Source organism: Sphingomonas sp. 28-62-20, assembly GCF_002281505.1.
Genome location: NZ_NCGH01000006.1, coordinates 88,244 through 112,160, shown reverse-complemented (window position 1 = coordinate 112,160; position 23,917 = coordinate 88,244). Strand labels below are relative to the sequence as shown.

Sequence of the window (23,917 nt, the reverse complement as noted above, 5' to 3'; positions counted from 1 at the left end):
GAGGATGGTGATGGTTCAACAAACTACCACAAGCTATCGATCGCAAACGGGCTATGCCCCGATTGATGCCGTCCGCTATGGTCAGGCCGCGCTGGTGGAGCCCCATCACCACAGCGAAACCGATATCTTGATGTATCGCATGTCGGGTGCGGCGGGCGCCACTGGGATGACCGAGGCTGTCCGCATCGGTGACGAGCCCGATCTTTTGTTCTTATCTCGCGGCACCGGTATGGCGGCTGAGGGCAAAGTCGCTGGTACCCGATTTACCCTGCAAGCAAATCGCGATCTGCGCGCAACCTTCGTTCCACGCGGGGTTGACACATCCGTCACCTTCGCCGCTTCTGCCTATTCAAGCAACCTGATGTTCCCCAGGAATTATTTGACCTCACTGCTGGAAGGCCGGAACCGAGACGGATTTCGGCCGATTACGTTCACCGACGAAAAGTGCATCATTCAGCTCTACCAGTTGCTCGAAGCAGAAATCATGGCGCCGGGGTTTGCCTCCCGCCTGGTCGTGGAAGGGCTAAGCCGCGCGATTGCAGCAAAGCTGATTGGCATTGATCCGACAGCCCTGCATCTTGAAGCCGATCGCATCCATCTACCGCCGTGGAAATTGCACCGTTTGCTCGAATTCATTGAAGGCAACCTGGACCGAGAAATTCATTTGAAGGAATTGGCTGACGTCGCGGGTCTGTCTGTGTTTCACTTCTCCCGTGTGTTCAAACACTCGACGGGCGCGTCGCCCTATCGCTACGTCTGTGAAAAGCGTTTGGAACGTGGCCGATCACTGTTGGCAAAAACCGAGCTGGGCATCGCTGAGCTCGCGTTAAGCTGTGGCTTTTCCAGCCAATCCCACTTTACGGCCGCGTTTACAAAAGCAATGGGCGTATCGCCGGGCCGTTTCCGCCGCGAACGCCGCCTTTAGCAATGCCGGGCCTGTGGCGTTCACGCGCATTTTCGGCCTATACTGAGTTTCCCTTTTTTTTGTCGAACATTGCGGTTTCAGTGAATCGCTCCACCTATCCGGGTTGATCGACCAAGCCGACAAGCCGACAATTACAGCGTTGGTTGGGGTGGATGGGCCTATTCGGAAGCATAATCCCACCAACATGGTCAGCGAGCGATTTGGAGGCGGGAGCTTCAATGGTCGAGCAAAATGGCAAGAAAAGCGGTGCCAGCGTCATGCCGCCGCCGGGCCGGGGGCAACCATATGTCCATACCCCAAGCCCAACCTTCCTAAATAGCGAGACAGGCATCACGCTGTTTCGCCTCCCTTGTGCCAATCAATCAAGCGAAAGGCAGATAGCCGAGCGGACCGAATCCAGCCCCGATATGCTGTTAATTTCCCGCGGATCGGGCACATCGGCGTTCGGAAAGATGGCCGGATCACCGTTCAGCGTTCCGGCAACCACTGCCGTCCGCGCAACCTTCACCCCACGAGGGACGGATAGCCACATTATCTACAGTCCCACGGCGCAAACCTTCGGGCTGTATTTTCCCGGCGATTATTTAAAGAATCTGATGACGGACGCTCAACAGCATTGCGCCTTTAACCCGCTCCTATTCCGGGAAGATGCGCAGCTTTGTCATCTGGCCCAGATCATCGAAGCAGAAATAGCAGGGCCTGGCTTTGCCTCGCCAATGGTGATCGAAGGAGTCAGTCGCGCCATCGCCGTGGTCCTGCTGCGCTTTGATCAAAGGCCAATTCTGGCAGAGGCCGAACGGATTAAATTGCCGCCATGGCGATTGCGACGCGTGCTCGATTACATCGATTGCCACCTGGAGGACGACGTCCGCCTGTGTAATCTGGCCGCAGTTGCCGGACTATCGACCTTTCATTTTGCCCGCGTGTTCAAGCAAGAAACCGGGGTAACCCCCTATAATTATGTCCGCGACCGCCGGATTGAGCGGAGCCGGGCCCTGCTGATCGAGGACAAGCTTGGTATCAGCGAGCTGGCGCTGGCGTGCGGCTTTGCAAGCCAGTCACACTTCACCGCAGCGTTCAGCAAGGCGGTTGGGACGTCACCAGGCCGATTCCGGCGCGAAAATCGGACTTAACGGCACGCAACGCCCCCCAGCCAACGCTCATTTATCGAAATCTTGCTATTTCTTGTCAGCGATACGTTGGCCGATTCAGGCAGCGACCAACTTCTTGCGCATAACCTGATCGGCAAAGCGCTCCATCTCTTCCGCTTGCGGGCTCATCTGAAGCAGCAGCAAGTCCAGCCCTGCCGCTTCATATTCCTCGATACGTTCCCGCAGTTGCTCGGGCGTGCCGATCAGGTTGGGGCGCAGGCCTCGGTTCGACACCGAATATTCCTGGATCTTCATCTCGCGCTCCAATTGGGTGCCCGATAGCCATTGATCGAAATTGTCATAGCCAGCCGGCAAATCATTCACCTCGGTGATCCGCTTGAGTTCGCGCTGCGCTTCCGCTTCGCTGTCACGGACGATGGCATAGGCAGCCATGCCATAGTGCATTGGCGGCTTGCCGACCGCCGCACGGCGTTCCGCCATATTCGCAATCTTGGGCGCGATATTCTCCACAGGGTCGCCGTGCATGACATAGGCGTCGCACTGATTGACGATCAGTGTTTTGGCTGCCTCGCTCTCGCCACCGGCATAGGTAACGGGTTTACGCACCGGCTTGGGGCTGCAGATCGCTTTGTCGGTCGAATAGAATTTACCCGAAAAATCAAATTCCTCTTCGGACCACAGCCCTTCGACGACATTCAGCCATTCGCTGGTCCGCGCATAGCGATCGTCATGTTGGTCAAACTGGAGGCCGTAGCGTTTTGCCTCGTCGGCCCACCAGGACGAAACCACATTGAGCGCGAGGCGGCCGCCTGCAATCTGATCGATATTGGCAGCGGCCTTGGCAAAGAGCGCGGGCTGGTGGAAATTGGGGCGGACGGCGACCATTAGCTCGAGCGTCTCGGTGACGGCGGCCACTGCGGCGGCGGTCGACCAGGCATCAAGCGTGGGGGCGCCGACTCCCTTGATGTCGTTCATGTTCAGCTCGGCGATGAGCGAGAGGTCATAACCCCATTGCTCGGACTTGATCGCGAGGTTCTTGGTATAGGCCCAGCTCGCGTCCATCTGCTCGTCGGCAACATTGCGCAGCCATCCACCGAAAACTGGCATCCAGTACCCGTATCTCATGCCCTTGCCTTTTCGATTGCGCGTTCCAGATAGTCGATCAGATTATCGTGCGGGTCCCAGCCGAGAACGTCGAGCGGTTTGGCCACAAAGTTCGATAACGCATTAATATCATAGAAGCGTGGTACGCCGTCACGGTCATCAATCATCACTTCGATTCCGCCGACATCAAGCCCCGCCGCGGCGGCGATCCGCTCCGCTGCCTCGATGATGGCGGGTGCCGGGTCAGCCTTGGTCATCACGATCGGCTTGCCATCGGCGACGCAAGCATCCGCGGGGCAAAGATCAAATTGTCCGCCACCGTCGATATCGAGTGCATAGAGATATTTGCGGTCAAGCGTCTCAATCCGCGTGATCCGGCCATCGCGCGCAGGCACATATTCCTGCACCATCAGCACGCCGTCGATGCTGGTCGGCAGGAACTTGTCGGCAACCGCCAACGCCAGGTCTTCAGGCGTTTCATAGCGCATGATGCCCGCGCCCGATCCGCCGATATTGGCCTTCACCACGATCGGGAAGCGGAGCGCCGCCGCGGCATTTGGGATATCGATCGCGCGGTGGACCACGCGCGTTGCTGGCACCGCATACCCAAGCGCCGAAATCACCGCCAATTGCCGCGCCTTGTTGGCATCGACCGCCAGCACATCGGCCCCATTGATGATCCGGGCGCCCTGCCCCGCCCAATGCGCGTAGAGCGCGGGGGTGTAGAAGATCGCATGATCGGCGCTGCGCAGAAAACTCGACATGGCAAGGCGGCTCAGCACGACCCGCGCGGGCGGTGGCGATCCGGCGGGGTCAAAGCTATGCCCCTCAATCCCCAATTTCACATAGTCGATCCCGCGCCGGTCTAGCGCGGCGAATAGGGGCTCGAACCATAAAGGATGTTCATAGAAAACGGCGAGATCGTGCATGGCTTCCATTCGTTGTGACCGGCCAAGTGTTACACTCTGGTCCGTTGCTTGCTCTACAATAGATTGTCACGCCCGCCAGTCCCCGCCCGATGATGAGACGCGGCGGCGACGCCATCGCACATGCCGACGCGCGATCTTTCCCAGCGACGCAACCAAACCAATGGCTTAATGTCACGGGCAGTAAGGGGAGGAAATACTGGAATCGCGATCAACAGCCCCGCTGCAGCGCGCTTCATCGCTTGATCCGGCGCGCGGGCTACGCGCTCTGTCGGCAGAAGAGCAGCTTGTGCTGGCCTGTTGCCGGCCCGTCGCTAGGCCCAATCGGCTGCCCGCAATCCAGGCGGCAGCGCGGGCGACGATTGATGCAGAGGTCTTACTGCGGCTTGCCACGACGCACCGCATCGAAGGGCTGGTCGAACTTGGACTGCGGGATGCCGGCGTGGTGTTACCGCCCGCAGCACAAATGACGCTTACCAAACGGGCCGACCGACGCAGAAAACAGCTGATGGCGCTTGCTGGCGAAGAAACGCGCTTGGCCAGCGCCTTTGCCGCCGCCGGGCTTGATTGCCTGTTCCTGAAGGGCGCAACGCTGGCGCTGCGAGCCCATGGCAGCTTGGCATGCAAATCGTCCAAAGACATTGATCTGCTGATCAATCCCGGTGCCATTGATGCTGCCGCGCAGCTGCTCCGCAGCCATGGCTATCGCCTCGCCCAGTTCGGTGGCACGCTGGATGACCGGGCGGCGAAACGCTGGCTGGCGGCGACCAAGGAAACATCCTGGATCAACGACGCGCGCCAGATTGAGCTGGAACTGCACATTACCCTTGCCGATGGCCCGAATTTGATGCCCGACATCGGCCTGCGCGCACCGCGCCAGCCGATCGAATTCGTGCCTGGCAAGCCAGTCGAAACGCTGGCTGATGCGGAACTGTTCACCTATCTTTGCGTGCACGGCACCGGCCATGGCTGGGAACGATTGAAATGGCTAGCCGATCTCGCCGCACTGATCGAAGCCGTGCCGATCCCGATCGAGCAGTTGCATCACCGGGCCATCGCCATGGGTGCCGGGCATTGTTCGGGGGTTGCGCTCTATCTGGCCGCAACCTTGCTGGGCACCAAGGTGCCGCCAGCCGTGATCAATGCCGTGTGCCGTGAGCCGTCAGCTCGGCGGCTCATCCGGATGGCGTTGGTCCTGATCCGCGCGGGCGCCGTTCGCCATGAAGAAAAGCGCCGACCGATCAACACCACTGGCGCCCTGCTCTTCGCCAAATACTGGTTTTTGCCCGGCAACCGCTACCGGACCGCCATGTTGTGGCACGATCTGACCTATCCGCATTCACGCGGCCACCTCGCCCTGCCGAAATGGGCACTGCCCGCCTATACCTTGGCCTGGGTTCCGGCGAGGATCTTGTCACGCCCATGGCGGCGACCTTAGCCTTCTGGCAACCTGCACCGCCTAGAGAGCCTGGAAGAGCAAAGGGCATTCAATGGCGACGACGGACAAGAAGATACTCGTAACCGGTTCGGCCGGATTCGTGGGCATGCATGTCGCCAAGGCATTGCTTGACCAGGGCCATCAAGTGCTCGGCATCGACAATTTCTCCGACTATTATGACGTGACGCTGAAAGAGCAGCGCAGCGCCGTGCTGGCGTCCTATGCAAATTTCCGGGTCGCGCGATTGTCGATCGACGACATGGCAAGCTTCGCCCCGGTGTGGGAGGATTTTGCGCCCGATATCGTCATTCATCTCGCCGCCCAGGCAGGCGTTCGCTATTCGATCGATCATCCCGAAACCTATGTCGCGTCGAATCTGGTCGGCAGCTTCAATGTGCTTGAGCTGGCACGCCGCACCCGACCGGCGCATCTGCTCGCCGCCTCAACCAGCTCGCTCTATGGCGGCAATACGGTGATGCCGTTCCGTGAGACCGATCAATGCGCTACCCCGCTCACCTTCTACGCTGCCACCAAGGGCGCGACCGAGCTGATGGGGCACAGCTATGCACATTTGTTCGGCGTGCCGATGACGTTCTTCCGCTTCTTCACGGTCTATGGCCCCTGGGGTCGGCCCGACATGGCGCTGTTCAAATTCACCCGGGCGATCATCAAGGGCGAGGCAATCGACGTCTATAATCGCGGCGAGATGGTCCGCGATTTCACTTATGTCGAGGATCTAGCCGAAGCAGTGGTGCGGCTGATGGCGGCCATTCCCGGCAGCGCCCCCGTCTCGCCAACGGACAGCCTGTCTGCCGTCGCCCCGTTTCGCGTGATCAATATCGGGCAAGGCGATCCGGTGAAATTGCTTGATTATATTGCCGCCATCGAGGCCGCAGTGGGGAAGCCAGCGATCATGAATCTATTGCCACTGCAACCTGGCGAAGTTCTGCGGACCGAAGCCTCAACCGATCTGCTGCACGCGTTGATCGGCTATACGCCGTCCACACCCGTGAGCCTCGGCGTACCGCAATTCGTCGCTTGGTACCGCGCGCACTACGGCTGTTAAGAGCCGCCGCCAGGCAACTCCCACCTGGCAAGAAATATCAGAAAAAGGAAAATGGTGCACCCGGAGCGATTCGAACGCCCGGCCCTCAGATTCGTAGTCTGATGCTCTATCCAGCTGAGCTACGGGTGCACGGAGGCGTGTCCATAGAGGGCAGATTCGGATTACGCAACCCCGTTGCGCACGCTTGTGCAGGCGCATAGAGCAAAGGTCATGAACCGCCCCATTCTTCTGATGTTGCTGCTCGCCCTTTCGGGCTGTGCATCGCCCACCGCCCGTTATCCATCGCTGCTCCCGCGCGCGATCGAGCTGCGGGACGATTCGGAGCCGGTGCGCACGGTTGCTGATGCCGCGCCGGACGCAGCGCTTGATACGAAAATTGCCGAACTGCAGGCCGCACTTGCCGAAAGCAACGCGACCTTTGCTGCTGCCCGCACGCGCGCAGAACCGTTGACCGAAGCGGCGCGCGGTGCCGCGATCGGCAGTGATGCCTGGTTGAACGCTCAACCAGCATTGTCAGGGCTAGACGGCGCGCGCGGGCAAACGCTGGCAACGCTGTCCGATATCGACCGGCTTGCGATTGAGCGCGCGCAGGCGGGGTTGCCGCCCTATCCGAAGCTTACCATGGCACTTGAAGCGGGTAGCGCCCAGGCCGAACGCCAGGCCGCTTCAATCACTGCCCTTCAAAGACAATTGCCCGACCAATAAGTTATTTGAGCAACGGCAGGATTGTCGAATAATCATCGGTCCACGGCGTAAAGCCGTGCCGACGGTCAAGCGGTTGCCATGGTCCGCCCAATGCCTTCAACCGATCAATCGATTCGGGGCTTCGCGACAATGCGACCCAGGCCGACACTGTCTCTCCCTCTTTGAGCTTCGGGCCGGGCAGGTAGGTCAACTTCACCGCCCGCCATTGGCCAGCATCGGCGGCCGCAGCGACGACCGGCTCCAGATCGAGGAAGCGATTCGAAACGTGCACCAGCAGCAAGCCGCCCGGCGCGAGCGCGCGATCATAGCTGGCAAACGCCTCCCGCGTCATCAAATGCATTGGCACTGAATCTGACGAAAAGGCATCAAGCGCGAGCAGATCGAGCGCATGCGGCGTGGCTGCCGCCAGATTGATCCGCGCATCGCCAATGGCAATCTCCGCCCCCGGCAGACAGCGCCGCAGGAAGCTGAACTGGCCGGTGTCGCGCGCGATGCGAACAATGGCCGGGTCAATCTCGTAGAAACGCCACGCCTGCCCGGCATGAGCATAGCAGGCCAATGTCCCCGCCCCCAGGCCAACAACGCCAATCCGCGCCTGTGGCCCGAACAGGCTATCCGCCGCGCGCATCGCCCGGCCAATGCCTGAGCCTGGCACATAATAAGTGGTTGGCGTCCGTTCACGCGCCGGCGATCCGATTAGCTGCATCCCGTGCACCGTCGTGCCGTGCGATAGCTGGCGAACCTTGGCATCACCGTTGATCGTATAGATGCCGAAATAGCTGCGCGTGCGCGCGTCGCCCTGCCAGCTGATCGTCGCCGCCTGAAAGCCGCCAAAGATCACCAGCGCCCCTGCCAGCACAATCGCAAAGGGCAAGCGGCGACCTAGCGCCACCAGGCCCAGTGCGACGATCGCAGCAAACACCGCGCCGCGTCCCTGCCCCGCCTGAAATGCCATCACATCGCGGGTCGCAAACACGATAAGCAAAGCGATCACGAGCGCCACTGCCAGCGTCAAAATCCGTTGCCGCTGTGCATCGCCCTCCCACATCCGCGCAAGCGGCGCGATCAACAGCGCCTGAGGCGCCAGTATGCCGGCCGCCAGGATCAGCAGCGGATATTCCCAGGTCCAGTCGAACAGTACCGGCGCCACCAGTGCGGCAAACACGCCACCAAGCACACCGCCCAGCGACATCATCAGATAGAATCCCGTCAGCCGATCAGGCGCCGGGCGCTTGCGATACATCGTCGTGTGCAGCGCGACCGAAATGGTGAACAGCAAGGTCAGCGCGACCCCCGCATTGAAATAGGGCATGCCCTGAAAGCCGCCGACCATGACGCCGCCGAACAACAGGATCTGGAGGGGCGCGAACCGGGTGATGACATCGGCGAGAAAACGGTTCTCGGCAAAAGCGATCGAGAAGCTGAGGAGATAGAGCCCGAGCGGGATCACCCATAGCAGCGGCATCGCGACAATGTCGGTAGTGATATAGGTCGTCGTCGCCAGCATCATGCCCGAGGGGACAAAGGCGAGCAGCACCCAATGGCCGATGGTTCGACGATCAGGCGCGGGCGAAGCGGTCGCTGCCACGGCGGTCGCCGACATTCGCGGCAAGGCAAGTCCGCAGCCCGCCACCAACAGGATGACGAGCACATAGCCCGCCGTCCACAGCCCGCTCTGCATTTTCAGCACCAGCGCGGGCTCTACCAGCAATGGATAGGCAATCAGCCCACCAAAGCTGCCGAGATTGGAGGCTGCATAGAGCGCATAGGGATCGCGCCCCGGATGGGCGGCGCTGAACCAGCGCTGCAGCAGGGGTGCTTGCGCCGACACCGCAAAGAACAGCGGCCCGATCGACAGGCCAAGCAGCCACGGCACCCATAGAGCAGGCTGGGCATCGGCGGGCAAATCCATTGCCATCAACCCAATCGGCAGCCAGAGGGCGGCGACCAGCAGCACACCCAAATGCACGACGGCCTGTCCCCGCGGTGCCAGCCGGCCCAGCGCATGGGCATAGCCATACCCCGCCAGCAGCAGCGCCTGATAGACGAGCATCGCCGAGTTCCATACCGCCGGCGCTCCACCCAGACGCGGCAGCGCCATTCGCGCGACCATCGGCTGGACGAGGAACAGCAGGAACGAGCCCGAAAGTATCGCCGCAAAGAACAAAGCGGGCGGCGCCCAGCGCTGGCGGTCAGCAGCGATAATCTGTGATTGGTACATATTTTCGAGCCCCCGACCGCCCGAAGGCGCGTGGCGACGGTATTCAGCCAATATGGTTAACAAACAGTCGATTATGGGCGCGATCGGCCGGACGATCGATCCGATAGGTGATATGGCGCTTCAGCGGACTATTATCCTCCACAGCGGGGTGATCAAAGTCCTGATCGATCATGCGCTGCATGCCCAGCCGTTCCATCAACCCCCAGCTGGCCGTATTGTCAGGGACGGTGATCGCAAAAATCGTCGGATCTGGCTTGTGCTCCCAGAACCAGTCAATCACCGCACTGGCCGCCTCGCGGGCATAGCCCTGACGCCAGGCAGATCGCGTCAGGCTCCAACCGATTTCGGGCATGTCGGCAATCGGCGTCGATTCCGGCCCAGGCTTGATACCGCACCACCCTAAAAACGCGCCATCCGCGCGCCCCTCGATTACCAGAAAACAGATGCCATAGCTTTCCAACGTCGCGGTCTGGCGCGTGACGACGTCGCGTGAATCTCCAATTGTCGGCGGCGCTCCCAGATAGCGAACCACGTCGGGATCACTGCACATCGCATGATGCGCTGCTGCATCGTCTTGGCACCAGCCGCGCAAGCGGAGCCGCTCTGTTTCTATCATGGCCGATCAATCGCATAAGTGACCATCGGCCGAAGCGGATCACCGACCGGAATCAGGGGATGATCATAATCGCCATCCGCGAGCCGGCGCATCCCCAGTCGCGCCATCATCCGCTGGCTCTTGATATTAATTGCCGAGGTAATCGCGACGATGCGCGGCGCGTCGAAATGCGCCCAGCCCCAATCGAGTGCCGCGATCATCGCTTCCAGCGCATAGCCCTGCCGCCAATGGGGCCGGTCAATGATCCAACCCGCCTCTATCTCACCCGCGATCGGGTTATGCGCATCGCCGCGCTTCAAGCCGCAGAAGCCAAGCATGGCGCCGTCTGAACGACGTTCGACCACCCAAAAGCCGAGCCCTTCATGCCGATAGCCATCATGCTTGGCGATCACCGCATCGCTCGCCGCTTCGTCCTTCACGGGCCCCAGCTCTGCCATCACCGCAGGATCTGCCCACATCGCGTGGAGTGCCGCCCGGTCGCGCGGCTCGGGAAGGCGAAGGATCAGCCGCTCGGTCGTAATCACGCCGCCGCGCCCGGATCAGCCGCCCATCAGGCGCGCCGCGTGGAGCGCGTGATAGGTCAGCACCCCAGAAACCCCTGCCCGCTTAAACGCCATCAGCGTTTCCAGCACCATCGGGTCGCGCTCCGCCGCGCCTGCAGCGACCGCTGCCTCGATCATCGCATATTCGCCCGACACTTGGTAAGCAAATACAGGAACTTCGAACGCCGCCTTCACGCGAACGATGATGTCGAGATACGGCAGGCCCGGCTTGACCATCACGCTGTCCGCGCCCTCATCAAGGTCAAGCTGCACCTCGCGCAGCGCCTCCTCGGCATTGGCGGGGTCCATTTGATAGGTCTTCTTGTCGGCCTTCAGCAGCCCGCGTGATCCCACCGCATCACGGAACGGCCCGTAAAAGGCGCTCGCATATTTGGCGGCATAGGACATGATTTGAACGTTGACATGCCCTTCGTCCTCCAGCGCGTCACGGATCAGGCCGATGCGCCCGTCCATCATGTCGCTGGGCGCGATGATGTCGGCGCCCGCCGCCGCCTGGTTGAGCGCCTGCGCCACCAGCACTTCGACAGTATCGTCGTTTAGCACATAGCCCTGGCTATCGACCAGCCCGTCGTGGCCATGTGCAGTGTACGGATCAAGCGCGACATCGGTCAGCACGCCGATATCGGGCACCGCGTCCTTGATCGCGCCGATCGCGCGGCACATCAGATTATCGGGGTTGAGTGCCTCTCGCCCATCCTCAGTGCGCAATTCGCGCGGCGTGTTGGGGAAGAGCGCGATGCAGGCAATGCCAGCGGCCTGCGCTTCCTTGGCACGCGCGACGATGCCGTCGACCGACCAGCGCGACACGCCGGGCAGGCTGGTAATCGGCTCCTCAACACCCTCTCCATCAGCAATGAAGAGTGGCCAGATCAGATCGGCGGGGGTCAGCACCGTCTCGGCATGGAGACGGCGGCTCCACGGGGCAGAACGGGTGCGGCGAAGGCGAAGCGCGGGATAATGGCTCATGGCCGGGGTTGTGGGCGATCAAACGTCGCTCGGCAAGAGGCCAATCATGCTCGCTGGCTGCTAGCCCGCCGGGTGCAACGTCGCTGCCGGTTCGCCCACCGCTTGCGCGTGCGCCTGCGCTGCATGATGCGGGGGCGGCACCACCAGCCTGCCCTTGCGCCATGTCCCATAGCGATAGAATAGCGCTGCCATCGCAAAGGTCGCGATCGAGCCGAGCGGGAAGGACAGCCACAGCGCATCGACGCCCAGCATCGGCTTCAGCGCCGTCGCAAAGCCGATCCGCACCGGGAACATCGCCACGAACAGGATGATCAGCGGCCCCAGCACCGCGCCGTTCGCGCGCACCACGCCAAAAAACACCATCGTCATCCCGAACAGCACGAAATTCCAGGTCGCCAGCAACTGGATATGCTGCGCAATCGGCAGCGCGGGGCTCTCGTCGCCCAGGAACAGCGCCATCACGGGCCGGTCAAACACTAGCAACGCCACGACCATTGTCGCGGTGATCGCGGTTGAGAACAACAGCCCCCAGCGCGTCGTCGATTCGACACGGTCCCATTTGTCTGCGCCGATATTCTGCGCCGCCATCGCACTCACCGCAGCCCCCACTGCCATGGCGGGCATCTGCACATAAGCCCAGAGCTGCAGCGTCACGCCGAATGCCGCGGTGGTATCCACGCCTTCCCGATTGACCAGCCCCAACATCGTGAGCCCGGCGAGCGCGATGACGATCATTTGCGCGCCGATCGGCACGCCCTTGGTGACGATCGCCCAGACCACCTCACGGCTCGGGAAAAGATAGCCAAGTTCCGGCCCGCGCAGCCGCAGCGTAAGGTCCTTCCAATAGATATAGCCTACCAGCCCCGCCACTGCGACGACATTGGCGATCAGCGTCGCGGTCGCCGATCCGGCAATCCCCATTTGCGGAAACGGCCCTAACCCGGCGATCAGCAGCGGGTTGAGGATCACGTCGAGTACCGATGCCAGCATCCCGAACCATAACGGCGTCATCGCATCGCCGGTGCCGCGCAGCCCCATCATCATCAGCACCATCAGCATCGACGACGGCAGCGACAGGAAGATGATCCTTAGATAAGTCAGCGCCAGCGGCATCGCCTCCCCGGGCGTCGCCAGCAAATGGAGGATCTGCGGTGCGAAGATCCAGCCGAGCCCGGCCACCACAATTGACGACCAGAAAATCAGCCCGACTGCCGATCCGAACGCGCGCCGCGCGCCATCGATATCGCGGCGGCCAAAACTCTGCCCGACCAGGATCGTCGCGGCCATGCCGAAGCCGAACACCGCAGCGAACATCAGGAACATGATGTTGTTGGCATTGGACGTCGCCGCGAGCGCACTTTCGCCCAGATACCGCCCGACCCAGACCGCGTTGATTGATCCATTCAGCGATTGCAGGATGTTCGACGCCAGCGTCGGCAGCGCGAACACGAGCAATGTCTTGCCGATCGGTCCAGTGGTGAGATCGCGTTGGCCTGGGCGGGCGGGAGGTTTAGCCATTCTTACCCCAACCGCGCCAAAGCCGCCGTCAACCGCTCGGCCTCAGCAGACTTCTCGGCATGGTCAGCCCGCGCCTTCTCGATCGCCTCGGGCTTGGCGCGTTCAACGAAACTGGGGTTGTTAAGGCGGGCGGCGAGGGAGTCGCGTTCCTTTTCGGCAGCAGCGATGCCCTTGGTCAGCCGCGCGCGTTCGGCGTCCAGATCGATCACGCCTTCGAGTGGGAGGACGAACGTCGCTTCATCGACAACAATTTGCGCCGCACCGCCAGCGGGGGCTTGCCCGATCACGCTATCTACGCGCGCCAAGCGCGCCAATGCCGCCCCCTGCTTCTCAAGCCGTGCCTGCGTATCTGAAGACGCATCGCGCACGTGCATCGCCATCCGCGTGCCCGGCGCGATCGTCAGCTCATTGCGCGCGGCCCGAATTTCGCTCACCAGCTTGACCAGCCAGTCGATCTCCTTGCTCGCCTCGGCATCGATCGCGCTCGCTTCGACCACCGGCCATTGCGCCACAATCAGCTCGCCATCGCGCGCGCCCATTTTCGACCACAGCTCTTCGGTGATGAAGGGCATGAACGGGTGGAGCACGACCAAAATCTGGTCGAGCACCCAGCCCGCGACCGCGCGCGTCTCGTCGGCGTGGCTAAGCCCCTCCCCTTCAGGGGAGGGGTTAGGGTGGGGGCTATCCTCAGCCTCGTCGGTCTCGGTGAGACTGACAGCCCCCACCCCCTGCCCCTCCCCTGAAGGGGAGGGGTTAGGAGTCAAAATCGGCTTGATCAGCTCCAGATACCAGTCGCAAAACTGGCTCCAGACGAACTGATAGATCGCATTCGCCGCGCCGTCGAAGCGCAGGTCAGCGAGCGCGGCATCCACCGCTTGCACCGCGCGGATCGTCTCGCCGATGATCCATTTGTTGACCGCCAGCGTAGACACCGGCGCCACGGGCGATGTGCTCGCGACAATGCCGTTGCCCTGCGCGAACCGCGCGGCGTTCCACAGCTTCGTCGCGAAGTTGCGATAGCCCTCGACGCGCTTCTCATCCATCTTGATGTCGCGGCCCTGGCTCTCCATCGCCGCCATGAAGAAGCGCAGGGCGTCCGCGCCATATTTGTCGATCAGGCCGAGCGGATCAACGGTATTGCCCTTGGACTTGGACATTTTCTGCCCATCCGCCGCGCGCACCAGCCCGTGCAGATAGAGTTTGCGGAAGGGCACATCGCCCATGAAGTGCATCCCCTGCATCATCATCCGTGCATCCCAGAAAAACAGGATGTCGAAGCCGGAGATCAGCACATCGTTGGGGTAGCGGCCGTTGAGGCTCTTAAGCCCCTCCCCTTCAGGGGAGGGGTTGGGGTGGGGGCTGTCCCCAAGCGCGTCGGTCTCGGTGAGACTGACAGTCCCCACCCCCACCCCCAACCCCTCCCCTGAAGGGGAGGGGCTTGTGCCGCCATCACCCGGCCACCCCATCGTCGCAAACGGCCAGAGCGCGGAGGAGAACCAGGTGTCGAGGACGTCTGGGTCGCGGCGAAGAAATAATGTCCTTACATTGCTTTGACGACCGCCAATATCCTCGCCGGGGCCAACTCTGCCAACGACCCGATTACCCAATCGAGAGTCTTCTGGTTCGATAAAATCAATTTCGAGATCAATGCCATCTTCGGATAAGTAATGACCTAGGGCAAGTCGACCGGCTTGTTCCTTGGTCTCTGCTACAAAGCATGTTTCGTCTGGCCCATACCAAACCGGAATCCGGTGCCCCCACCACAATTGCCGGCTCACACACCAGGGCTGGATATTTTCCATCCAGTTGAAGAATGTCTTTTCCCAGCTCTTGGGCACGATCTCGATCGCGCCTGAGCGGACCGCCTCGATCGGGGCCTTCGCCAAGGTCGCCGCGTCGACATACCATTGGTCGGTCAGCCACGGCTCGATCACCACGTTCGAGCGATCCCCAAACGGCGTCTGGATCGTGCGGGGTTCGGCGTCGTGCTCCACCCCTTCCTTGTCGATGTGCGGGACGAGGAAGCCATGCTCCTTCATCCACGCGACCGCCATTTCGCGCGCGCCGGGGATGCCGTCTTTCTTGAAGCGGTGGAGGCCGATAAAGGCATCCGGGATATCGCCGCACTGCACGACATTCGCCTTGGCATCGAACATGTTGAGCATGTCGCCCGCCTTAATCCCGGCGCGCTTGCCAACCTCGAAATCGTTGAAGTCGTGGCCCGGCGTGATCTTCACCACGCCCGAACCAAGCGCCGGATCGGCATGATCGTCCGCCACGATTTCCAGCAATCGCCCGGTAATCGGCTGGATCACGAATTTACCGATCACTGACTGATAACGCTCATCCACGGCGTTCACGGCAACGCGCATATCGGCCAGCATCGTCTCGGGCCGCGTCGTCGCCACCACCAGATGACCGGTGCCGTCGGGCAAAGTCACGCCATTCGCGAGCGGATAGCGGAAGTGCCAGAAGCTGCCCTTTACCTCGTGCGTCTCGACCTCAAGATCGCTGATCGCGGTGCCGAGGCCCGGGTCCCAGTTCACCAATCGCTTGTCGCGGTAGAGCAGGCGGGTGCCGTCTTCCTTCTTCGTGTTGTAGAGATCCACGAAGACCTTGATCACAGCTTTGCTGAAATGCGGGTCCATCGTAAATTGACCCTGATACTTACCATCCAGTCCGCGCTCGTTTGCACGGTAGTCCCACGCCATCGAGCAACCGAGCCGCCGCAGCTGGCCGGTAATCTCCCCGCCGCTCTCACGCTTCCAGTCCCAGACTTTTTCGACGAACGCCTCGCGCGTGTAATTGGTGCGCTTGTCCTGTTTGGCGGCGAGCTGCCGCTCGACCACCATCTGCGTCGCGATGCCGGCATGATCGGTGCCGACCACCCACAGCGCATCCTTGCCCTGCAGCCGGGCATGCCGCGTGAGAATATCCTGCAGCGTGTTGTCCAGCGCATGGCCGATATGCAGCGATCCCGTCACATTGGGTGGCGGGTTGACGATCGTCCACCGTTCCGCACCCGGCCGGTCGGGATGGAACAGGCCGTTCTCCTCCCAATGCGCGTACCAGCGTTGCTCGATTTCGGCGGGGTCGAATGTCTTGGGAAGCTCGCTCATGCCCCTGCCCTTAACTGGCAGTGGCGCGCTTCGCTAGCCTGATGCTGCGCTGCGTCAGACGGGAGCGCTCAGCGGCCCCGGGTAATGCGCGCGATTTCGCGGGCGACCATCTCTTCAACCATGCCGGGCAGCTTGGCATCGAGCCATTCCCGCAGCATCGGCCGCAACATTTCGCGGACAAGGCCTTCCAGCGTTTCAGGGGCCGGGGCTTCGGGTGCGGCAGCCGCAACAGGCTTTACGACCAAACGCGACAGCGTATCCAGCGATCCACGGCTTGCCTGGGCCGCACTTTCAGACAGAATCGAATCGGTCGACAAGGCAGCCTCCACGCGTTCGATCAACGTAGCGTCATCCTCAGCATCATCGGTCACCGGATTGCTGAGTTCCAGAATGTCCGCAGGATCGGCCAACCGGGCCCGCGACGACAGCGGCGATGCAACTGCTGGCGCGGGCTGCGGCGGGTTACGGGGCGCACGACGCGATCGCACGGCGCCGCCATTGTCGCCATCTTCCGCAATGATCCGCTTGATGGAGGAAAGAATGTCTTCCATCGACGGTTCGGCGCTAATGTCCCCCATGATTGCCGTCCCTTGCCTCAGTAATCGCCGTTAACGATCCTTTGGAGCCGTACCTGCGGGATTAGGGGTGGCACTGTCAACCGTGGGTGCGACAATTGCGGTTTGTGCGGGGGTCTTCGCCGTGCTGGTCGAGACAGCTTCTGCCGGGCGACCATATGTCCAGTCCAACAAGCTATTATGGACGCGATCGTAATTGGCGACCGGGTCATAAAGCGGGCCTGCATCAAGCCCCAGATCCTTCGCCTCTGCATGCCCCGTCGCGGCGAGCAGCGCGAACCCAGCAACATAGGCATCGCGCTGCGCCGTCACCAAGGTGACGCGCGAATTGAGCAATTCCTGTTCGGCGTTCAGAATTTCCAGGATCGTGCGGTTGCCGACGCTGTTTTCCGCCTTCACGCCTTCCAGCGCGAGCTTATTGGCCTCTACTGCGATCTCGGCTGACTTGATGACTTCAAGCGACGACTGCCAAACGGCAAAGGCCGATCGAACCTGCGCAACAACACCGCGCTCTGCTTCGGTGAGCTGTTCAAGCGCTTGGCTGCGCCGCGCCTGTGCCTGACGGACGCGCGCAGCCGGGCCGCCGCCCTGATAAAGCGGCAATGTCATCCGCAGGCCAAGCTGAGCCGTACGGTCAAACTGCGGGAATGAAACCCCTGAGATGCCGGCACCAAGCGTGCCTAGAAAATTGGTATATGTCCCTTGGACAAAGGCATCCACGCGCGGCAGCCGTTCAGATTTGGCAACACGAATATCATATTTGGTCGCATCGCGGGCTTTCTTGGCGGCGAGCAACGTCGGGTTGTCAGCCAGCGCGATTTCAACCGCCATATCGGGATCGCTCGGTAAACTGGGCAAGGGCGGCGGCGTCTGAAGCGTTCCGGGGGGCGATCCGACCAAACGAATGTAGGATTCACGACTGGAGATCAGCCGCGCCTCGGCACTTTGCAGCTGGCTGCGCGCCAGCGCCAGTCGCGCGTCCGACTGGGCGACATCGGTGCGGGTCAGGTCGCCGACCTGGAAGCGGTCCTTGGACGCCTGCAAATTGACTTCGAGGACACTGGCATTTTGCTGGTTGAGCCGTACGACGGATTCGTCGCGGATCACATCCATATAGGCGCCAACCACGCTGGTGAAGAGATCAGCTTCGGTCCCCCTGAGCGACGCCCGTCCCCCTTCCACCCGGGTATTGGCCGCCGCAATAGCATTCTTGATCGCTCCACCGGCATAAACCGGGACGGTGAAGCTGCCCTGCGTGTTGGTCAATCTCGACGGCGCGGTAAAGCTGGAGACGGACGTAACGAAGTTTTCGCTGTAAGTGCTTTGGAGCTGAACAGCCGGCAAACCGGGGGCACGTGCAAGCGGTACATTTTCGTCGAGCGCCCGAACATTGTCACGCTGCGCGGCAAGGGTCGGGTTCGTCTTATATGCCTCAACAAGCGCCTCTCGCAGCGTTTCAGCAGACGCTGGCATCGCCAGCGCAATCAGCGCCACCCCCGCCAAAATCCGAGACTTGACCATAGAAACATAAGGCAGAGAGACCATAACGAGAGGCTTCCTCAAAAAACAAAATCCTGGGGAACGGCGAAGCCTGGCAAGGCGACGCAATCAATATCCGCGAAATCGATCAGCCCAAAGCCTCCGGCACTGCGCTGGCCCATGGCAAGCCTAGTCACACCGCGATCGATAATGCCGCTCACCGCGCGCCCACCAATTGCCAATTGATCGATCAACGTCTGCGGCAATTTGGGCACTGCGCCATCAACAACCAGCACATCATAAGGAGCGCCATCGGCATAACCACGCTCAAGTGGCCCGTCGATGAGCTGAACGCGGGCATTGCCTTCCAAAGCCCGTCGCGCAATCGCCATCAATGCCGGATCGCATTCAACTGCGACGACGAAGGCCGCGATTTCAGCGAGCACAGCGGCTGTATAACCGCCTGCTGCGCCGATCAGCAGCACCCGATCGCTCGGGCTAACCGCCGCTTCATTCAGCAATCGCCCCGTCGCGATCAGCACATTCGCCGCGCGGCCAGCGCCGAGTGGCAGCGCGGTATCACGATAAGCCAGGCCCGCAATTGTTTCCGGTAGATAGGCTTCGCGCGGTACCCGGCCCATCGCCGACACCAGCCGCGCATCGCTGACCGAATTGGTGCGAAGCTGGTTCGACACCATTGCCTGGCGCATCGCCGCAAACTGGCCCTGATCAGCTATCGTCACCACACAACCCCCTTGGCACAACCGTTTTATATATGCAACACACCTTCGCCGCTGACCGGCTTGTATATCGGGCGAGCGCTACCGCCAAGCCGGAGTGGAATTTTACTCGAACACGGTTGGCCGCCCCTAATCATTGGCCCTTAATCATTGGCACAGAAGCAACCTTGTCGGCGCAATGACGGCAACCCAGAAAAAAAGGCCCCGCGCATAGACAGCGATTTTTGAACGTTTCGGATCAGACACAAAAGTGCCAATGCCCATTCTGGCCGAATTTGTCTATGATTTTACAGTGTTTTGTGGGAAGTTTTACAATTGGATTTCTCCGAACATTGCTTGCTTCGGTCGCCTGATTGTCTGGATTGCCGGGCGATCGGCAGCCGAAGAGCTGCAGAACAAAGCATGATCATCGACTTTCCAAGGGTTGGCGCGAAAACCCGATGTTGACGGCGTCGCAAAAACCCAGCAAACGCGCCGCCTTGGCCCGATGGCGGAGTGGTGACGCAGAGGACTGCAAATCCTTGCACCCGGGTTCGATTCCCGGTCGGGCCTCCATCCTTTTTGTTATCCGTCGTGACTGGCGCTCGCGCAAATTGGCTGCGCGGCCGCCAAGCAGCGCCGGCTGGCGTGGATTGGCAAGCAGCGCAAAGCCGATACCTGCTAAGGAAGAATCAGGCCTGCGCGAGATCCCCGTGCCGCGCCATAGTTTCGGACATCGGCTCGCGCCGTCGCGTTGTCGCACGACGTGCACCCTGTGCGATTGCGCGGCGGTAGGAACTGGGATCAGTCCCATAGCCATCGCGGAAGGCCCGGCTAAAATGGCTCCGGCTGGAAAAGCCGATATGCGCCGCGATAACCTTGACTGGCATATTGGTGGATCGCAGTAGCTCGGCTGCATGGTGCAACCGCGTCTTTGCGACAAACTCCATCGGGCTCATTGCAAAGGCGTGCGAAAACTCCCGCGCAAACGCCGATCGGCTCATCCCAGCGGTTGACGCCAGCGCTGCGACGCTATGACGCGATGCAGGCTTATCGAGCACCGCCGTCACTGCTTTGCCTAACCTGGGGTCTCGTAGCGTGCTGAGGAGGCTGGTTTCGTGTTCGCTGCGGCTGAAATGTTTGCGGAGAAGCAACAAAAGACAGGCTTTCATCAACGCACCGGTCAGCGCGCGCGAGCCAAGATCGGGCTGCGCCAATTCCGCCGCCATCAGCCCATAGCTTGCATTGACGATAGGCTCCGCCGCCAAATCTTCAACGATTGGCTTGCGAACTGTATCAAGTAAACCAAATGAACCAGAAATATTGGCGGTGATGAGCCCGCAAATAAAGCGCAAATCACCGTCACCGCCGCCAGTAGCGTCAAATCTTACCATGCCGTTATTTGACTGCGAACAATGATCCATCGCGACCAATTGCCGACCGGGGCAATCATCCGCACCAATAGTTTGAGCCATATGTGGCGGCACCAAGACAACGCTACCAGGCCCACAAATAATGGATGGTTGCCCGGGCACCATCAGATGCATCGTTCCTGATAGGATGTAATGAACTTCTATTTCATCACCGGGGCGTGCAACGAGTTGAATGCCACGATCAACTTCGCAAATCGCAAAAGCATCGACGGCAACATCCAATGTCATCAACAACCGATCGAGCATTCGTTCGGCCATGATATTACTCCTTACACAAATCTTTCTAGACGATGACACATAGACACAAGTCTGCTGTCACCGAAACTAGGTGCTCCCACGGAAGCACTATCGCAAGACGATAAGGCACCTAAGCCGCAGTTTGCAGCAATAATGCAATAATTTCGGCAATTAGCGGATAGCGCCGCCACCCTGGGCACCGCGCGCTAACAAGCGACCGATGGCATCAAACAGGGAGTCCATCGCCACCGGCTTGAACAGCACTTCATCGGCGCCGTCGCGCAGGCAACGGTCGCGCAGATCGACTGCCGTGTCGGCTGTGACGACAATCACGGGCAAGCCCGCTTTGGCGTCGGTACGGGCCCGAATATGGCGAATCGCCGTCATTCCATCCATGCCGGGCATCCGCAAATCCATCAGCACAATGTCATAATCATGCGCATCGATCAGTTGCAAACCTTCTTCAGCGCTGGGCGCGCCCGTCATGGTCGCCCCCGCCACGTCGAGCATGTCTTTGACAACGCGCCGGTTCATCGGATCGTCTTCGACGAACAGCACGTTCACGACCGCGTGCTCGCGGCAAAACCATCAATTTTGAGAGTATCGATCATGTCAGATGCCATATCGCGTCAAGCCGAACGCGATACAAGGCATTGCGTAACGGCAGCGTCAGAACCCTCATCAAACACATATTGTCCGGGCAATTGTCCAGATAATTGTCCAGACTGGGGATAGAGCAGCTCCACCAGCGCATCGCCGCCAATCGGCTTGGCGATAACCAAGGCGAGCCCAGTCGATTCGAGCCGCGTGCGTTCGGCGTCATCGGGCGATGGCCAAAGCAATGCGGCTTGCGTGCCCTTCACCAGGGCCACCGCAGCGACCAGGCGCAATGCCCGATCCATATCCGGTTCAGCGCGGATCGTCGCATCGTCGATCAAGACCTGTTTTGGTGCCTGGGCCGAAATCAACCTTACCGCCTCGTCCGCCGATGCAGCAAACGCCACCTCGCCCGCGCGCGGGGCCAGCAAAGCGCGCAACATGCTGCGCGAAATCGGGTTGCGATCGACAATCAGCAATGCAGGCCCAGGCATTTCGCCACCATCGTCAGCTGTCACTTCGGCGAGGATGAGCGGCAGCGATACGGCGAAGGTAGACCCCTCACCCGCGACGCTCGTAACCTGCACCTCTCCATCCATTGCCCGCGCAAGATTGCGACAAATTGACAGGCCAAGCCCGGTCCCACCAAATTTGCGCGTGGTGCCAGCATCGACCTGACGGAACGATTCAAAGATTACCTCCAGCTTGTCGGCCGGGATGCCAATACCGGTATCGCTGACGGCAATGGAGAGCCGGCCATCCTCGGTCGCCTCGGCGCGCAATGTAACGGATCCTTCGCTGGTGAATTTCAGCGCATTCGACAGCAGATTGAAAACAATCTGGCGTACCCGCGCGGCATCCCCAACTATCATCGCTGGACAGCGATCGAGTTCGACCATGAAGGCGATCCCGCGCGCGCGCGCCTGTTCTTCCCACAAGCGCGATACTTCCCGCAACGTGACGCGCAGGTCCATCGGCACCGCCTCTAGCGTCAGATTGCCCGTTTCCATCTTGGCGACGTCAAGAATATCGTCGACCAGCGCCCGCATCGTCAGCCCTGCGCCCTGCACGACGCTCAACCGATCGCGGGTAGCCGGTGCCAGTTCCTGATCGGCCAGCATCACCTGAGTCATCCCCAGAATGCCATTGAGCGGGGTGCGAATTTCATGGCTTGTGGTCGCCAGAAATTCGGTTTTGGCAGCCAGCGCCTTTTCAAGCGCGACATTGCTGGCACCGAGATCGACGTTGGCGGCCCGCACCTCGTTACGGCTACGTCTAATGGTCACCAACCCAAAGATCAGCATCGCCACGCCAACCGAAGACGCCAGCACGATGCCGATAAAGACAATCCGCTGCTGGCGCGCCCGCGCTTTTTCGAAAGCGACGCTTTGCATCGCTTCGCTTGCCTTTAGCATCGCAATCTTTGCGTCTTTGTTCGCATCGTCAAATCGCGCGGCCATCAATGCCGTGTTGGTCGACGCAGCGAGTTTGGCGGTTTGGTCATCGAGCCGCTTCAGCGCTTCGAGATGAACCAGGGCCAAGGCGGCACGCCCCATTTTGCTATAGGTGAGATACGCCGTTTCATGGGCATCGCGAAAAGAAAGACTGGTTTCCGCGAGGTTTACGCCAGTAAAAGTATGCGAGACGAGATCAGCGGCCTTGCCCAATTGCCCGCGCTGTAATGCCGCCTGGGCTGCAATCGCCAACATTTGATCAAGCCTGGCCTTGCCCTCCCCCTTTGACGTCAGCCGCAGGCCAAGCGCGATGGTTTTATCAGCCTCATCGAGTTGATTGGCCTTTAGCTGGGTACGCGCGATGTTGCGGAGAAAGAAGGTTTGCTGCGCAACGCTTTTCAGCTTGCGAACGATGGCAAGCCCGCGACGATATTCAGCGATCGCCTCGGCATAGCGACCATTTTGCACGAGATAATTGCCGCGATTGTTGAAGTTCGACACTTCAAGCCCGGCATCGCCCTTGTAGATTTCCGCTGATTGGGAATCATATTTCATTGCCGTTTCGAAATCGTCAGCCTCGCGATAGAGCGAAGCGATCTGCTGCAAGGCAATCGCCTGACTGCGCGTTTCGCCAAGCTCGCGGAAGATATTGTGGGCGGTTTGAAAGTCAGCAAGCGCGCTGCCGACCTTGGCGCGTAAAGTGTCTAATTGTCCGCGCGAAACCAGAATATCGGCATGCAATTTTGTCGATTTGCGCTCACCGACGATCGCGGCAAGTGCCATTTCGATCAGAGGCTCTGCTCGATCCACATCGTTTAGGCGAAGATGCGCCTCCCCCTGCAGCCAACGGGATTCAGCAAGACCAAGCACCCGGCGTTCATCAGCAGGGGTCGCCAAAAGCAGTTTCTCAGCCTTTTGGGCCTTAACGAGTGCTGCTGCTGGATCGCCCCGCATCTCATCCTTGGCGGCACCTAGGAGCGCTGTCGCAACCGGTGAGGCGGTCAATGTAGACGCGGACGCAGGTGCCATCACGGATGTCAGCAGCGCAGCGAGCACCAGCAAACCATGGCAAAGCATGATGCGCAGCCGATTTGCGGATTCGCCGCGCCCAAGTCGAACCCCAATCATCGGGCCGTTATCGCTC

General features: G+C 60.6%; 19 protein-coding genes and 2 tRNA genes. 6 read left to right on the top strand and 15 right to left on the bottom strand.

Features of this window, described 5'->3' with window-relative positions:
- Window positions 1–10: 10 nt before the first annotated feature.
- Both B7Y43_RS06140 and B7Y43_RS06135 read left to right on the top strand, forming a co-directional pair.
- Window positions 11–925 carry a helix-turn-helix domain-containing protein gene (locus B7Y43_RS06140; RefSeq protein ID WP_374130737.1) on the top strand — a complete coding sequence of 305 codons (915 nt, stop codon included), beginning with the start codon at window positions 11–13 and terminating at the stop codon, window positions 923–925.
- 596 nt (window positions 926–1,521) lie between these two features.
- On the top strand, window positions 1,522–2,058 hold the full coding sequence (locus tag B7Y43_RS06135) for a helix-turn-helix domain-containing protein (RefSeq protein ID WP_374130736.1): 537 nt from the start codon (window positions 1,522–1,524) through the stop codon (window positions 2,056–2,058).
- A gap of 75 nt (window positions 2,059–2,133) precedes the next feature.
- Here B7Y43_RS06135 and B7Y43_RS06130 read toward each other — a convergent pair whose 3' ends face one another.
- Both B7Y43_RS06130 and B7Y43_RS06125 read right to left on the bottom strand, forming a co-directional pair.
- The gene (locus B7Y43_RS06130; protein WP_374130735.1) at window positions 2,134–3,162 is read right to left on the bottom strand and encodes an LLM class flavin-dependent oxidoreductase; all 1,029 of its coding nucleotides are present in this window, start codon (window positions 3,160–3,162) and stop codon (window positions 2,134–2,136) included.
- Window positions 3,159–4,070: a RimK family alpha-L-glutamate ligase gene (locus B7Y43_RS06125; protein ID WP_374130734.1), complete on the bottom strand. Its 912-nt coding sequence runs from the start codon at window positions 4,068–4,070 to the stop codon at window positions 3,159–3,161. Before B7Y43_RS06125 ends, B7Y43_RS06130 begins: the two co-directional genes overlap by 4 nt.
- Before the next feature lie 286 nt (window positions 4,071–4,356).
- On the opposite strand from B7Y43_RS06125, the gene B7Y43_RS06120 reads away from it, so the two are divergent.
- Both B7Y43_RS06120 and B7Y43_RS06115 read left to right on the top strand, forming a co-directional pair.
- On the top strand, window positions 4,357–5,505 hold the full coding sequence (locus tag B7Y43_RS06120; protein WP_374130733.1) for a nucleotidyltransferase family protein: 1,149 nt from the start codon (window positions 4,357–4,359) through the stop codon (window positions 5,503–5,505).
- A 52-nt stretch (window positions 5,506–5,557) separates the two neighbouring features.
- Window positions 5,558–6,571 carry an NAD-dependent epimerase/dehydratase family protein gene (locus B7Y43_RS06115; protein ID WP_374130732.1) on the top strand — a complete coding sequence of 338 codons (1,014 nt, stop codon included), beginning with the start codon at window positions 5,558–5,560 and terminating at the stop codon, window positions 6,569–6,571.
- A gap of 52 nt (window positions 6,572–6,623) precedes the next feature.
- On the opposite strand, the gene B7Y43_RS06110 is transcribed toward B7Y43_RS06115, so the two are convergent.
- Window positions 6,624–6,700: transfer RNA gene (locus B7Y43_RS06110), tRNA-Arg, on the bottom strand.
- A gap of 81 nt (window positions 6,701–6,781) precedes the next feature.
- Here B7Y43_RS06110 and B7Y43_RS06105 point away from each other — a divergent pair.
- The gene (locus B7Y43_RS06105; RefSeq protein WP_374130731.1) at window positions 6,782–7,276 is read left to right on the top strand and encodes a hypothetical protein; all 495 of its coding nucleotides are present in this window, start codon (window positions 6,782–6,784) and stop codon (window positions 7,274–7,276) included.
- A 1-nt stretch (window position 7,277) separates the two neighbouring features.
- On the opposite strand, the gene B7Y43_RS06100 is transcribed toward B7Y43_RS06105, so the two are convergent.
- The 9 genes from B7Y43_RS06100 to B7Y43_RS06060 form a co-directional block, all read right to left on the bottom strand.
- Window positions 7,278–9,497 carry a fused MFS/spermidine synthase gene (locus B7Y43_RS06100; protein WP_374130730.1) on the bottom strand — a complete coding sequence of 740 codons (2,220 nt, stop codon included), beginning with the start codon at window positions 9,495–9,497 and terminating at the stop codon, window positions 7,278–7,280.
- Between the two features lie 43 nt (window positions 9,498–9,540).
- Entirely contained in the window at window positions 9,541–10,113 is a 573-nt protein-coding gene (locus B7Y43_RS06095) for a GNAT family N-acetyltransferase (protein WP_374130729.1), read from the bottom strand.
- Complete coding sequence (locus tag B7Y43_RS06090; RefSeq protein WP_374130728.1) at window positions 10,110–10,637, bottom strand: GNAT family N-acetyltransferase; 528 nt, start codon at window positions 10,635–10,637, stop codon at window positions 10,110–10,112. Before B7Y43_RS06090 ends, B7Y43_RS06095 begins: the two co-directional genes overlap by 4 nt.
- A gap of 15 nt (window positions 10,638–10,652) precedes the next feature.
- On the bottom strand, window positions 10,653–11,642 hold the full coding sequence (gene hemB, locus B7Y43_RS06085) for a porphobilinogen synthase (RefSeq protein ID WP_374130727.1): 990 nt from the start codon (window positions 11,640–11,642) through the stop codon (window positions 10,653–10,655).
- A 60-nt stretch (window positions 11,643–11,702) separates the two neighbouring features.
- Complete coding sequence (locus tag B7Y43_RS06080; RefSeq protein ID WP_374130726.1) at window positions 11,703–13,160, bottom strand: MATE family efflux transporter; 1,458 nt, start codon at window positions 13,158–13,160, stop codon at window positions 11,703–11,705.
- A gap of 2 nt (window positions 13,161–13,162) precedes the next feature.
- Window positions 13,163–16,279, bottom strand: coding sequence for a valine--tRNA ligase (locus B7Y43_RS06075; RefSeq protein ID WP_374130725.1), 3,117 nt, complete (start codon window positions 16,277–16,279; stop codon window positions 13,163–13,165).
- A 68-nt stretch (window positions 16,280–16,347) separates the two neighbouring features.
- Window positions 16,348–16,857 (bottom strand): DUF2497 domain-containing protein, encoded by a 510-nt coding sequence (locus B7Y43_RS06070; protein WP_374130724.1) that lies wholly within the window; start codon window positions 16,855–16,857, stop codon window positions 16,348–16,350.
- A 30-nt stretch (window positions 16,858–16,887) separates the two neighbouring features.
- On the bottom strand, window positions 16,888–18,375 hold the full coding sequence (locus tag B7Y43_RS06065; RefSeq protein WP_374130723.1) for a TolC family outer membrane protein: 1,488 nt from the start codon (window positions 18,373–18,375) through the stop codon (window positions 16,888–16,890).
- Between the two features lie 38 nt (window positions 18,376–18,413).
- Window positions 18,414–19,043 carry a protein-L-isoaspartate O-methyltransferase gene (locus B7Y43_RS06060; RefSeq protein ID WP_374130833.1) on the bottom strand — a complete coding sequence of 210 codons (630 nt, stop codon included), beginning with the start codon at window positions 19,041–19,043 and terminating at the stop codon, window positions 18,414–18,416.
- Window positions 19,044–19,554: 511 nt separating this feature from the next.
- Between B7Y43_RS06060 and B7Y43_RS06055 the strand changes: the two genes are divergently transcribed.
- Window positions 19,555–19,628, top strand: a tRNA-Cys gene (locus B7Y43_RS06055).
- 116 nt (window positions 19,629–19,744) lie between these two features.
- Here B7Y43_RS06055 and B7Y43_RS06050 read toward each other — a convergent pair.
- The 3 genes from B7Y43_RS06050 to B7Y43_RS06040 form a co-directional block, all read right to left on the bottom strand.
- Window positions 19,745–20,743: an AraC family transcriptional regulator gene (locus B7Y43_RS06050; protein ID WP_374130722.1), complete on the bottom strand. Its 999-nt coding sequence runs from the start codon at window positions 20,741–20,743 to the stop codon at window positions 19,745–19,747.
- A 150-nt stretch (window positions 20,744–20,893) separates the two neighbouring features.
- On the bottom strand, window positions 20,894–21,286 hold the full coding sequence (locus tag B7Y43_RS06045) for a response regulator (protein WP_374130721.1): 393 nt from the start codon (window positions 21,284–21,286) through the stop codon (window positions 20,894–20,896).
- A 65-nt stretch (window positions 21,287–21,351) separates the two neighbouring features.
- Window positions 21,352–23,850: an ATP-binding protein gene (locus B7Y43_RS06040; RefSeq protein WP_374130720.1), complete on the bottom strand. Its 2,499-nt coding sequence runs from the start codon at window positions 23,848–23,850 to the stop codon at window positions 21,352–21,354.
- Window positions 23,851–23,917: the final 67 nt, after the last annotated feature.